Here is a 12,175-nt window from a genome sequence, read left to right on the forward strand (position 1 = left end):
CGACCAAGCGGGTGGCATGCCCGCGCCAAACGACAGGGGAGTACTGAGATATGCGCGCACGCCGGATCCTCGGCGCGTCCATGGCGGCCGTCGCCCTGGCCGGGACCACGCTCGTCGTCGGCGGCACCCACGCGGCCGCGGCGACCTGCACGACCACGGCCCTGGAGACCGTGATCATCCGGTCCGGAACCAGCACCGGCACCACGGCGCTCGGCCAGCTCAACAAGGGGCAGAGCGCGTCGGCGCCCTGCCAGATGTACTACAACGGCTCCTACACCGCGTGCGGGATCATCAGCAACCGCTGGGTGAAGGTCACCAAGAACGGCATCACCGGCTACGTGGTCGGCACCTGCGTGACGGGGCCCGCGTGACGCCTCCTTGCTCCTAGCCGGACGGGACTGTCGGTGCCGGGCGGTACGGTCGGATCATGTCCCAGCAGACGGCGAACGGGGAGCGACGACTGGCCGTGCTCGAAGGCGTTCTGGAGAGAATCACCTACGCCAACGAGGACAACGGCTACACAGTCGCCCGCGTCGACACCGGCCGAGGCGCCGGCGACCTTCTCACGGTCGTCGGCGCGCTGCTCGGCGCCCAGGTCGGCGAGTCGCTGCGGATGGAGGGCCGCTGGGGATCCCATCCGCAGTACGGCAAGCAGTTCCTGGTGGAGAACTACACCACCGTGCTGCCGGCCACCGTCCAGGGCATCCGCCGCTACCTGGGATCGGGCCTGGTCAAGGGCATCGGGCCGGTCTTCGCCGACCGCATCACCCAGCACTTCGGCACCGACACCCTGAGGATCATCGAGGAGGAGCCCAAGCGGCTCGTCGAGGTCCCGGGTCTCGGCCCCAAGCGGACCAGGAAGATCGCCGACGCCTGGGAGGAACAGAAGGCGATCAAGGAGGTCATGCTCTTCCTCCAGACGGTCGAGGTCTCCACCTCGATCGCGGTGCGGATCTACAAGAAGTACGGCGACGCCTCGATCTCCGTCGTGAAGAACCAGCCCTACCGGCTCGCCACCGACGTCTGGGGCATCGGCTTCCTCACCGCCGACAAGATCGCCCGGTCCGTCGGCATTCCGCACGACAGCCCGGAGCGCGTCAAGGCCGGCCTGCAGTACGCGCTGTCGCAGTCCGCCGACCAGGGCCACTGCTATCTGCCCGAGGAGCGGCTGATCGCCGACGCGGTGAAGCTGCTGGCCGTCGACACGGGGCTGGTCATCGAGTGCCTCGCCGCACTGGCCGAGGCCCCCGAGGAGGGCGAGGACCCGGGTGTCGTACGGGAGAAGGTGCCCGGCCCGGACGGCGACTCCGAGCCCGTCACCGCGATCTACCTGGTCCCCTTCCACCGGGCCGAACTCTCCCTCGCCGCCCAGCTGGTGCGCCTGCTGCGCACGGGCCAGGACCGTATGCCGGGCTTCCGGGACGTGGCCTGGGACAAGGCGCTGGCCTGGCTGGGTTCCCGCACCGGCGCCGAGCTCGCCCCCGAGCAGGAGGCGGCGGTGAAGCTGGCGCTGAGCGAGAAGGTCGCCGTGCTCACCGGCGGCCCCGGCTGTGGCAAGTCCTTCACCGTCCGCTCGATCGTGGAGCTGGCCCGTGCCAAGAAGGCCAAGGTGCTGCTCGCCGCCCCGACGGGGCGCGCCGCCAAGCGGCTGGCCGAGCTGACCGGCGCCGAGGCGTCCACCGTCCACCGGCTGCTGGAGCTGAAGCCGGGCGGCGACGCGGCGTACGACCGGGACCGGCCGCTGGACGCCGATCTGGTGGTCGTCGACGAGGCGTCCATGCTGGACCTGCTGCTGGCGAACAAGCTGGTCAAGGCCGTGCCGCCGGGCGCCCATCTGCTCTTCGTCGGGGATGTGGACCAGCTGCCCAGCGTCGGCGCGGGGGAGGTCCTGCGCGACCTGCTGGCCGAGGGGAGCCCCATCCCGGCCGTGCGCCTCACGCGCGTGTTCCGGCAGGCTCAGCAGTCCGGCGTGGTCACCAACGCGCACCGGATCAACGCCGGGCAGCACCCGGTGACCGACGGCATGAAGGACTTCTTCCTCTTCGTCGAGGACGACACAGAGGAGGCCGGCCGGCTCACCGTGGATGTGGCGGCCCGCCGGATCCCGGCCAGGTTCGGGCTCGACCCGCGCCGGGATGTGCAGGTGCTGGCGCCGATGCACCGGGGCCCCGCCGGAGCGGGCACCCTGAACGGCCTGCTCCAGCAGGCCATCACCCCGGGCCGCCCCGACCTGCCCGAGAAGCGGTTCGGCGGGCGGGTCTTCCGGGTCGGCGACAAGGTCACCCAGATCCGTAACAATTATGAAAAAGGGGAGAACGGCGTCTTCAACGGCACCGTGGGCGTGGTCACCTCGCTCGACCCGGTGGACCAGCGGCTCACGGTGCTGACGGACGAGGACGAGGAGGTGACGTACGAGTTCGACGAACTCGACGAACTGGCGCACGCGTACGCGGTGACCATTCACCGCTCGCAGGGAAGTGAATATCCGGCGGTGGTGATCCCCGTCACCACCGGCGCGTGGATGATGCTCCAGCGAAACCTCTTGTATACGGCCGTGACGCGCGCCAAGAAGCTGGTCGTCCTGGTCGGTTCGCGCAAGGCGATCGCGCAGGCGGTCCGCACGGTCTCGGCGGGACGCCGCTGTACCGCGCTCGACCACCGGCTTTCCGGCGGCTGACCCCGTGCCGCGCGGGGCGGGCCACGAGTGGCGTCGTGAGGCTTCGTAACAAATGATCGATCAAATGAGTCGTGAAGGTCACAGACCACTTCCGGAAGCGGAACGGAGGCGGCAGGATGAGCAAGTTGGCGGCACTGAGTGCCGTCGACAAGCCCAATGGTCGACCCCGAGTGCACTCTCCTGCGCCAAATGGGGGAAGGTAGAGACAGTCAGGGCAACCTCGAAGATGAGGCACAACGTCGGTGAGGGAAGACGTGAGCGACAACTCTGTAGTACTGCGGTACGGCGACGGCGAGTACACCTACCCGGTGATCGACAGCACGGTCGGCGACAAGGGCTTCGACATCGGGAAGCTCCGAGCCCAGACCGGTCTGGTGACCCTGGACAGCGGGTACGGCAACACGGCCGCGTACAAATCCGCGATCACCTACCTCGACGGTGAGGCGGGCATCCTCCGCTACCGCGGCTACCCGATCGAGCAGCTGGCCGAGCGCTCCACCTTCCTGGAGGTCGCCTACCTGCTGATCAACGGTGAGCTGCCGACCGTCGACGAGCTCTCGACCTTCAAGAACGACATCACGCAGCACACCCTGCTGCATGAGGACGTCAAGAACTTCTACCGGGGCTTCCCGCGCGACGCCCACCCGATGGCCATGCTGTCGTCGGTCGTCTCCGCGCTGTCCACGTTCTACCAGGACAGCCACAACCCGTTCGACGAGACGCAGCGCAACCTCTCCACGATCCGTCTGCTCGCCAAGCTTCCGACGATCGCGGCCTACGCCTACAAGAAGTCGATCGGTCACCCGTTCGTCTACCCGCGCAACGACCTCGGGTACGTCGAGAACTTCCTGCGGATGACCTTCTCGGTCCCGGCGCAGGAGTACGACCTCGACCCGATCGTCGTCTCGGCCCTGGACAAGCTGCTCATCCTGCACGCCGACCACGAGCAGAACTGCTCCACGTCGACGGTCCGCCTGGTGGGCTCCTCGCAGGCCAACATGTTCGCGTCGATCTCGGCCGGCATCAACGCGCTGTGGGGCCCGCTGCACGGCGGCGCCAACCAGTCCGTCCTGGAAATGCTGGAGGGCATCCGCGACTCCGGCGGTGACGTCGACTCCTTCATCCGCAAGGTGAAGAACAAGGAGGACGGCGTCCGCCTGATGGGCTTCGGCCACCGGGTCTACAAGAACTTCGACCCGCGCGCCAAGATCATCAAGGCTGCGGCGCACGACGTCCTCTCCGCCCTCGGCAAGTCCGACGAGCTCCTGGACATCGCCCTGAAGCTGGAGGAGCACGCGCTCTCCGACGACTACTTCGTCTCCCGCAGCCTCTACCCGAACGTCGACTTCTACACCGGCCTGATCTACCGCGCCATGGGCTTCCCGACCGAGATGTTCACGGTGCTCTTCGCCCTCGGCCGCCTCCCCGGCTGGATCGCCCAGTGGCACGAAATGATCAAGGAGCCGGGCTCCCGCATCGGCCGCCCCCGCCAGATCTACACGGGCGTGGTCGAGCGCGACTTCGTCCCGGTCGAGCAGCGCTGACGCTCGTTGGCACCGCAGGGGCTGTCCGGAAGGAAGGGCGGCCCCTGCGGCGTTGACGCAGACGGCAGAAGGCGCCCTGGCGCCGGTCCCCCCACGGGCCGACGACCAGGGCGCCTTCCCATGTCCCGGTGCGGATTCCCCCCACGGGATCCGGCCGGGCGTCTGTGAGGACACAGCGCCTGAATCGCTGTTGAGCACGACGCGCGAACCCGCCGTACTCCTGTGTGATGTGGTGCATCTGCCGGGACAGCGCACGCAGGGAGGGCCGCTCAAAGCTTCCCGGTGTACGTGCCCCGGCAACGCATCTCTGGAGCAGTCCCCCAAGACAACTCCAGATGTCAGTCCGCGCCCCCCAAGACGCTTTCTGACATCGCCAACTTAGACCTTCGAACCCCTTCGATGGTTACGTTCACATCACTGTGATCTGCGTCTCTTGCATATGTCCCTTAGATGCGCAAGGGCACCGATATGACGAACGGAGACCAAGCGTAAGGAAGATGCGCGAGCCTTGTGAAGAGCTTATGTGAGGCGCGCGCCCGAGCGAAAGGCCCGCAGGCGCAGGCTGTTGCTCACCACGAACACCGACGAGAAGGCCATCGCCGCCCCCGCGATCATGGGATTCAGCAGCCCCGCCGCGGCCAGCGGCAACGCGGCCACGTTGTAGCCGAAGGCCCACACCAGGTTGCCCTTGATCGTCGTCAGCGTCCGCCGCGCCAGCCGGATCGCGTCCGCGGCGACCCGCAGATCCCCGCGCACCAGCGTCAGATCGCCCGCCTCGATCGCCGCGTCCGTCCCCGTACCCATCGCCAGCCCCAGATCGGCGCCGGCGAGCGCGGCCGCGTCGTTGACCCCGTCGCCGACCATGGCGACGACCCTGCCCTCGTCCCGCAGCCGCCGTACGACCTCCACCTTGTCCTCGGGCAGCACCTCCGCGATGACATCGCCGGCATCGATGCCGACCTGCCGGGCCACCGCCTCCGCGACCGTCCGGTTGTCCCCGGTCAGCAGCACCGGCGTCAGCCCCAGCGCCCGCAGCTCACGCACCGCCTCGGCGCTGGTGTCCTTCACCGCGTCCGCGACGGCCAGCACCCCGCGCGCGACTCCGTCCCAGCCGGCCACGACGGCCGTACGCCCCTCCCGCTCGGCCTCGTCACGCGCGCGTGCCAACTCCGGCGGCAGTGCGTCGTACAGCCGCCCCACCGCGACCTCACGCCCCTCCACACGCCCCCGTACGCCCCGACCGGGCACGTTCTCGAAGTGCTCGGCCGCGGGCAGCTCCCCGGCCCGCTCCTCGGCGCCGGCCGCGACCGCACGGGCGACGGGGTGCTCGGAGGCGTGCTCCAGGGCGCCCGCGAGCCGCAGCAGCTCCTTCTCGTCGGTGCCCTCGGCGACGTACACCTCCTGGAGGGTCATCCGCCCCGTGGTCACGGTGCCCGTCTTGTCGAGTACGACGGTGTCGACCCGGCGCGTGGACTCCAGCACCTCCGGCCCCTTGATGAGGATGCCGAGCTGCGCGCCGCGCCCCGTGCCGACCATCAGCGCGGTCGGCGTGGCCAGCCCCAGCGCGCACGGGCAGGCGATGATCAGCACCGCGACGGCGGCGGTGAAGGCGGCGACGGTGTCGCCCGTGGCGCCCAGCCACCCCCCGAAGGTGACGGCCGCGATCACCAGCACCACGGGGACGAAGATCCCGGAGACCCGGTCGGCGAGCCGCTGCACCTGGGCCTTGCCGTTCTGCGCGTCCTCGACCAGCCGGGCCATCCGGGCGAGCTGGGTGTCGGCGCCGACCCGGGTGGCCTCCACGACGAGCCGCCCGCCGGCGTTGACGGTGGCCCCGGTGACCGGGTCGCCGACCGTCACGTCCACCGGCACCGACTCGCCGGTCAGCATGGACGCGTCGACCGCCGAGGCGCCCTCGACGACCGTCCCGTCGGTGGCGACCTTCTCGCCGGGCCGCACCACGAACCGGTCCCCGACGGCCAGCCGCTCCACCGGGATCCGCACCTCACGCCCGTCCCGCAGGACGGCGACCTCCTTGGCGCCCAGCTCCATCAGCGCCCGCAGCGCCGCCCCCGCGCGCCGCTTGGAGCGGGCCTCCAGATAGCGGCCGAGCAGGATGAAGGCGGTGACGCCGGCGGCGACCTCCAGATAGATCGTCGAGGCGCCGTCCTCCCGTGAGACGGTCAGCTCGAAGGGGTGCCGCATGCCGGGCATGCCCGCGTCGCCGAAGAACAGCGCCCACAGCGACCAGGTGAACGCGGCGAGCGTGCCGACCGACACAAGGGTGTCCATGGTGGAGGAGCCGTGCCGCAGATTCGTCCACGCGGCCCGGTGGAAGCCCCATCCGCCCCAGACGACCACGGGCGCGGCGAGCGTCAGCGACAGCCACTGCCAGTTGTCGAACTGCACGGCCGGGACCATCGCGAGCAGCACGACGGGCGTGGCGAGGAGGAGGGACACGAGGAGGCGGTGGCGCAGGGCGGTGATTTCCGCGTCGCCGGCGTCGCCGGCGGTGGGCTCGTCCGACACCTCCTCGCGGACCGGCTCCTCTGCCGTGTACCCCGTCTTCACCACGGTCGCGATCAGGTCGGCCACCGCGACGCCCTCGGGGTACGTCACCCTGGCCTTCTCCGTCGCGTAGTTGACGGTGGCGGTGACGCCGTCCATGCGGTTGAGCTTCTTCTCGATGCGGGCCGCGCAGGAGGCGCAGGTCATCCCGCCGATGAGCAGCTCGACCTCGTGGGCGGGGCTGTCCTGGCCGGTTGTCGGCGCGGTGGTGCTGGTCATGTGTCCGTACTCCTGGGAGCGGAACGGGCCGTACGCGACCAGTGTGAACCGGTCGGTACGGCCCGCAGGGGGAGGGGGTGGGTCAGGCGCGGCCGACCAGTTCGTAGCCGGCCTCGTCGACGGCGGCGCGCACCGCCTCCTCGTCCAGCTCCGCGGCGGAGACGACGGTGACCTCGCCGGTCGCGGCGACGGCCTGCACCGAGCTGACGCCGGAGATCTGGGAGAGCTCGCCGGAGACGGCGCCCTCGCAGTGGCCGCAGCTCATGCCGCTCACCTTGTAGACGGTGGTGACGGTACCCGGGGTGTCGGTGGGGGCGGTCATGTCGTTACTCCTCGTCGAGGCGTGTGGGAACACGGGGACCCTGTGGGGCCCTCCACTCCTCAGAGTATACCCCTAGGGGGTATGAATCCAGGAGTGCGCCCGCCGTCTACTGTTCAAGGCCGAGGAAGGGATCGAGGAAGGGAGCAGACATGCGGGCAGTGGTCTTCGACAGGTACGGCGAGCCGCTCGAGGTGCGGGAGCTGCCCGACCCCGAACCCGCCCCCCACGGAGTGGTCGTCCGCGTCGAGGCCACGGGCCTGTGCCGCAGCGACTGGCACGGCTGGATGGGCCACGACCCGGACATCAAGCTGCCGCACGTGCCGGGCCACGAACTCGCCGGCGTCGTGGAGCGGGTCGGCGACAGAGTCACCCGCTGGCACCCCGGCGACCGGGTCACCGTCCCCTTCGTGTGCGCCTGCGGCAGCTGCGAGGCGTGCGCGGCCGGCGACCACCAGGTGTGCGAGCAGCAGACCCAGCCGGGCTTCACCCACTGGGGCTCCTTCGCCCAGTACGTCGCCCTGGACCACGCCGACGTGAACCTGGTCGCGATCCCGGAGGACCTGTCGTACGCCACCGCCGCCGGCCTGGGCTGCCGGTTCGCCACCGCGTTCCGGGCGGTGGTGCAGCAGGGCCGGATCGCGGTGGGGGAGTGGGTGGCGGTGCACGGCTGCGGCGGGGTCGGCCTGTCCGCGGTGATGGTCGCCGCGGCGTCGGGGGCCCGCGTGGTCGCCGTGGACGTGTCGCCGAAGGCGCTGGAGCTGGCCCGTGAGTTCGGCGCGACCCACTGCCTGGACGCGACGGGCGTGCCCGACACGGCCGCCGCCGTCCGTGAGCTGACCGGTGGCGGTGCCCATCTCTCCCTGGACGCCCTCGGCTCCCCGGCCACCTGCGCGGCCTCGGTGGGCGGGCTGCGTCGCCGCGGCCGGCATGTCCAGGTCGGCCTGCTGCCCTCGTCGGACGGTACGACGCCCGTGCCGATGGCCCGTGTGATCGCCCTGGAGCTGGAGATCCTGGGCAGCCACGGCATGGCCGCGCACACCTACCCGGCGATGCTGGACGCGGTCAGCGCCGGAGTGCTGCGCCCCGACCTGCTGGTGACGTCGACGATCGGCCTGGACGCCGTACCGCGGGCGCTGGCGGAGATGGGGACGGCGCCCGGGGCGGGGGTGACGGTCATCGAGCCGTGGCGTTGAGCGCGGCCCAGTCGGGGGCCAGGACCGCCATCGTCACCTCGTCGATCCACTCGCCCGCCTGCCACACGGTCTGCCGGGCGACGCCCTCGGCGACGAACCCGGCCTTCTCGTAGGCGCGCCGGGCCCGCGGATTGCGGGCCTGGACGTGCAGGGAGACGCGGTGCAGACCGAGTCGCCCGAAGGCGTGGTCCACCATCAGCCGGACGGCCTCGCTGCCGAGGCCGCGGTCCCGGCCGCCGGGGCCGATCAGGATGCGGAAGTTGCAGCTGCGGTTGTGCTGGTCCCAGTCGTTCAGGACGGCCTCGCCGACGAGTTCGCCGCTCGCCCGGTCGACGATGGCGAGGTCGAGCCGGTCGGCCTGGTCGTTGCGGGTGCCGTACCAGGCGCGCAGCCGGTCCAGTGCGAACGTCTCGTCGGGGCTGCCGGTGAGGCGTATCACCTCCGGGTCGGCGAGGATCCGCGCCATCACGGTCGCGTCCTCCTCGGTGAACGGCCGCAGCACTGTTCTCTCGCCGGTGAGCACGGGTTTGACGGAGAAGTCGCAGGGGTCGGGGGAGCCGGAGGGGTTGGAGGGGTTGGAGGGGCCGGGGGAGCCGGAGGAGCCGGAGAAGGTCATGCGCAGCACTGTGCCCCACGCGACGGTGGGGCACAGAGTGAATTTCCGGAGGCGGGGCCGTGGCCCGTCAGTCCTGTCGGCGGCCCCGGTTCCCGGGCCGGGAGGCCACCCACGCGCGCACGGTTTCGGCGTACCAGTAGGGCTTGCCGCCCTCCACATGGTCGGGTGCGGGCAGCAGCCCGTGCTTGCGGTAGGACCGCACGGTGTCCGGCTGCACCCGGATGTGCGCCGCGATCTCCTTGTAGGACCACAGCCTCTGGTCGGACATGAGTCGCACCTCCCTGCGCCCACGGGACGGCGGCCGGGAGGCCGCCCGGGGGAGCCCCGCGGCGCGCTGCCGATCGCCGAGCGGCGATCAATCAGCCCTGTGCCCCTTGAACGACGCCCGGTGACCGACGGCAAGCGGCTGTTGGCCGCGTGTGACGAGAAACCCGCGTACACGCGACATCTGTGACAGGAAGGGGGTGTTTGTGACACGGGCGCAGCAAGGCGCACGCCGGGCTCGCCCAGGGGGCGTGGTGGTGCCGGGAGAGGCCCTTATGCCCCGCAGCTCCGCAGGAACGCGCGGGTCCGCCGGGCGATGGGCAGCGGCTTGTCCGGATCGCAGGGGTACATGTCCTGCTCGACGATCGCGAACAGGTCGACGTCCAGCTTCTGCGCCGCCTCCAGGACGGGCCCCAGTGCCGGCACACCCGCCGGCGGCTCGCACATCACGCCCTGTGCGACGGCCGGCCCGAACGGCGTGCCCTTGGCCCGTACGTCCGCCAGGATCTCCGGGTCGACCTGCTTGAGGTGCAGATAGCCGATCCGCTCGCCGTAGGTCTCGATGAGCTTGACGCTGTCGCCGCCGCAGTAGGCGTAGTGCCCGGTGTCCAGGCAGAGCGACACCAGGTCGGAGTCGGTGCCGTCGAGGAAGCGGACGACGTTCTCCTCGGTGTCGACGTGGGTGTCGGCGTGCGGGTGGACGACGATCCTCAGCCCGTACCGCTCCCGCACCACCCGGCCGAGCCGCTCGGTCAGCGAGGTCAGGTTCCGCCACTGCTCCGCCGTCAGTTCGGACGGCTCCAGTACCTCACCGGTCTTGTCGTCCCGCCAGAAGGACGGGATGACGACGAGGTGCCGGGCCCCCATCGCCTGCGCCAGCGCCGCGTTGTCCGCGACGTGCGCCCAGGTCTTCTCCCAGACGGCCTCGCCGTGGTGCAGCCCGGTGAAGACCGTGCCGGCCGACACCTTCAGGCCACGCTTGGCGGTCTCCTCGGTGAGGACGGCCGGGTCGGTCGGCAGATACCCGTACGGGCCGAGTTCGATCCACTCGTAGCCGGCGTCGGCGACCTCGTCGAGGAAGCGCCGCCAGGGGACCTGGACCGGGTCGTCCGGGAACCAGACGCCCCAGCTGTCGGGGGCCGACCCGATCCGGATGCGGGAGAGTGCGGAGTGCGGTGACAACGACGTCATGGGCGTCAGCGTGGAGCTCCCGGTACGTGCTGTCAAGGGCTGGTCCGAATGTCTGGACAAAGTATTGACAGGGCTCAGTGTCCGGCACTACAACCGGGAGGAGTCGAAACGAAGGGAACCCGATGGCGTACGACCTGATCACCATGGGGCGGATCGGAGTGGACCTCTATCCGCTGCAGACGGGGGTTCCGCTGGCCCAGGTGTCGTCCTTCGGGAAGTTCCTGGGCGGTTCCGCCACCAACGTCGCTGTCGCCGCGGCCCGCCTCGGGCGCCGTACGGCCGTGATCACCCGCACCGGCGAGGACGCGTTCGGCGCCTATCTGCACGAGGCGCTGCGCGGCTTCGGGGTCGACGACCGCTGGGTCACGTCCGTGCCCGGGCTGCCCACGCCCGTCACCTTCTGCGAGGTCTTCCCGCCGGACGACTTCCCGCTGTACTTCTACCGGCAGCCCAAGGCGCCGGATCTGGAGATCGACGCGCACGACCTCGACCTGGACGCGATCAGCGAGGCGAGCGTCTTCTGGGTGACCGGCACGGGGCTGAGCGAGGAGCCGAGCCGTACGGCCACGCTGGCCGCGCTCGCACACCGCGCGAAGTCCGGCACGACGGTCTTCGACCTGGACTGGCGCCCCATGTTCTGGCAGGACCCCGCCATCGCTCGCCCCTTCTACGAGGAGGCCCTGCGCCACACCACGGTCGCCGTCGGCAACCTCGACGAGGTGGAGGTCGCCACGGGCGAGCGCGACCCCCACTCCGCCGCCCGCGCCCTCCTGGACGCCGGCGTCGAACTGGCGGTCGTCAAGCAGGGCCCGAAGGGTGTGCTCGCCGTCAACAGCAAGGGAGAGTCGGCGGAGGTCCCGCCACTCCCCGTGAACGTTCTCAACGGCCTCGGCGCGGGCGACGCCTTCGGCGGCTCCCTCTGCCACGGCCTCCTCGCCGGCTGGGACCTGGAAAAGATCATGCGCCACGCCAACGCGGCCGGAGCCATCGTCGCCTCCCGCCTGGAATGCTCATCGGCGATGCCCACACCCACGGAGATCGAAGCGGCCGTCACAGCGGGAGCGGTCCTGTGACCGCCGACCACACCCCCAACACCCCCCTCGACGCCCCCACCCCGGCACGCCCCGAGGACACAGCTCCGGATACCCCGAGGACCGACGCGGCCACGCCCTCGGAGGCCCCGGCGGGCGTCCCGGGCGGCGCGGGCGGCGCGGGCGGGCCCTGGGAGGCTTCGGTGGGTGTGTCGGGTGTCGATGGTGCGCCCCCGCAGGCCCCGGCGGGTGTGTCGGGCGGTGCAGGCGTGGTTTCGGGCGCGTCGGCGGGTGTCTCGCATGGCGCGGGTGCAGCCTCGGAGGCCCTGCCGGGCGCTACGGGCGTGCCCGCGGAGGTTCCGGCGGGTGTGTCGGGCGGTGCAGGCGTGGTTTCGGGCGCGTCGGCGGGTGTCTCGCATGGCGCGGGCGTGCCCTCGGAGGCCCTGGCGGGCGCTACGGGCGTGCCCGCGGAGGCCCCGGCGGGTGTGCCGGGTGGCGCGGGTGCAGCCTCGGAGGCCCTGCCGGGCGCTACGGGCGTGCCCGCGGAGGC

General features: G+C 71.0%; 10 protein-coding genes. 5 read left to right on the forward strand and 5 right to left on the reverse strand.

The window, feature by feature from the left end; translation table 11 throughout:
- Window positions 1-50 precede the first annotated feature (50 nt).
- The 3 genes from ACH5AC_RS09875 (at window position 51) to ACH5AC_RS09885 (ending at window position 4,221) form a co-directional block, all read left to right on the forward strand.
- Window positions 51-371, forward strand: a complete 321-nt coding sequence (locus ACH5AC_RS09875; protein WP_398861214.1) for a hypothetical protein — start codon at window positions 51-53, stop codon at window positions 369-371.
- A gap of 56 nt (window positions 372-427) precedes the next feature.
- The gene (locus tag ACH5AC_RS09880; RefSeq protein ID WP_398861215.1) at window positions 428-2,677 is read left to right on the forward strand and encodes an ATP-dependent RecD-like DNA helicase; all 2,250 of its coding nucleotides are present in this window, start codon (window positions 428-430) and stop codon (window positions 2,675-2,677) included.
- 254 nt (window positions 2,678-2,931) lie between these two features.
- Window positions 2,932-4,221, forward strand: a complete 1,290-nt coding sequence (locus tag ACH5AC_RS09885; protein ID WP_398861216.1) for a citrate synthase — start codon at window positions 2,932-2,934, stop codon at window positions 4,219-4,221.
- Window positions 4,222-4,740: 519 nt separating this feature from the next.
- Here the strand turns inward: ACH5AC_RS09885 and ACH5AC_RS09890 are convergent.
- Window positions 4,741-7,008, reverse strand: a complete 2,268-nt coding sequence (locus ACH5AC_RS09890; RefSeq protein WP_398861217.1) for a heavy metal translocating P-type ATPase — start codon at window positions 7,006-7,008, stop codon at window positions 4,741-4,743.
- A gap of 82 nt (window positions 7,009-7,090) precedes the next feature.
- Window positions 7,091-7,330: a heavy-metal-associated domain-containing protein gene (locus ACH5AC_RS09895; protein ID WP_398861218.1), complete on the reverse strand. Its 240-nt coding sequence runs from the start codon at window positions 7,328-7,330 to the stop codon at window positions 7,091-7,093.
- A 149-nt stretch (window positions 7,331-7,479) separates the two neighbouring features.
- On the opposite strand from ACH5AC_RS09895, the gene ACH5AC_RS09900 reads away from it, so the two are divergent.
- Window positions 7,480-8,523 carry a zinc-dependent alcohol dehydrogenase family protein gene (locus ACH5AC_RS09900; RefSeq protein ID WP_398861219.1) on the forward strand — a complete coding sequence of 348 codons (1,044 nt, stop codon included), beginning with the start codon at window positions 7,480-7,482 and terminating at the stop codon, window positions 8,521-8,523.
- Here the strand turns inward: ACH5AC_RS09900 and ACH5AC_RS09905 are convergent.
- The 3 genes from ACH5AC_RS09905 to ACH5AC_RS09915 all read right to left on the reverse strand — a co-directional run bounded on the left by ACH5AC_RS09905 (window position 8,504) and on the right by ACH5AC_RS09915 (window position 10,594).
- On the reverse strand, window positions 8,504-9,139 hold the full coding sequence (locus tag ACH5AC_RS09905; RefSeq protein WP_398861220.1) for a GNAT family N-acetyltransferase: 636 nt from the start codon (window positions 9,137-9,139) through the stop codon (window positions 8,504-8,506). The genes ACH5AC_RS09900 and ACH5AC_RS09905 overlap by 20 nt on opposite strands.
- A gap of 67 nt (window positions 9,140-9,206) precedes the next feature.
- A complete protein-coding gene (locus ACH5AC_RS09910) occupies window positions 9,207-9,407 on the reverse strand; it encodes a helix-turn-helix transcriptional regulator (RefSeq protein ID WP_398861221.1) in 201 nt (66 codons plus the stop codon).
- A 269-nt stretch (window positions 9,408-9,676) separates the two neighbouring features.
- A complete protein-coding gene (locus ACH5AC_RS09915; protein ID WP_398861222.1) occupies window positions 9,677-10,594 on the reverse strand; it encodes a sugar phosphate isomerase/epimerase family protein in 918 nt (305 codons plus the stop codon).
- 122 nt (window positions 10,595-10,716) lie between these two features.
- Between ACH5AC_RS09915 and iolC the strand changes: the two genes are divergently transcribed.
- Window positions 10,717-11,667: a 5-dehydro-2-deoxygluconokinase gene (gene iolC / locus ACH5AC_RS09920; RefSeq protein ID WP_398861223.1), complete on the forward strand. Its 951-nt coding sequence runs from the start codon at window positions 10,717-10,719 to the stop codon at window positions 11,665-11,667.
- Window positions 11,668-12,175 lie beyond the last annotated feature (508 nt).

The organism is Streptomyces sp. NPDC018693 (assembly GCF_044391385.1).
GTDB lineage: Bacteria > Actinomycetota > Actinomycetes > Streptomycetales > Streptomycetaceae > Streptomyces.

Excerpts from the sequence above, each read along its gene's own strand:
- ACH5AC_RS09875 (WP_398861214.1), top strand. The coding sequence starts at position 51 with ATGCGCGCACGCCGGATCCTCGGCGCGTCCATGGCGGCCGTCGCCCTG.
- ACH5AC_RS09880 (WP_398861215.1), top strand. The coding sequence starts at position 428 with ATGTCCCAGCAGACGGCGAACGGGGAGCGACGACTGGCCGTGCTCGAA.
- ACH5AC_RS09890 (WP_398861217.1), bottom strand. The coding sequence starts at position 7,008 with ATGACCAGCACCACCGCGCCGACAACCGGCCAGGACAGCCCCGCCCAC.
- ACH5AC_RS09895 (WP_398861218.1), bottom strand. The coding sequence starts at position 7,330 with ATGACCGCCCCCACCGACACCCCGGGTACCGTCACCACCGTCTACAAG.
- ACH5AC_RS09900 (WP_398861219.1), top strand. The coding sequence starts at position 7,480 with ATGCGGGCAGTGGTCTTCGACAGGTACGGCGAGCCGCTCGAGGTGCGG.
- ACH5AC_RS09905 (WP_398861220.1), bottom strand. The coding sequence starts at position 9,139 with ATGACCTTCTCCGGCTCCTCCGGCTCCCCCGGCCCCTCCAACCCCTCC.
- ACH5AC_RS09910 (WP_398861221.1), bottom strand. The coding sequence starts at position 9,407 with ATGTCCGACCAGAGGCTGTGGTCCTACAAGGAGATCGCGGCGCACATC.
- ACH5AC_RS09915 (WP_398861222.1), bottom strand. The coding sequence starts at position 10,594 with ATGACGTCGTTGTCACCGCACTCCGCACTCTCCCGCATCCGGATCGGG.
- iolC (WP_398861223.1), top strand. The coding sequence starts at position 10,717 with ATGGCGTACGACCTGATCACCATGGGGCGGATCGGAGTGGACCTCTAT.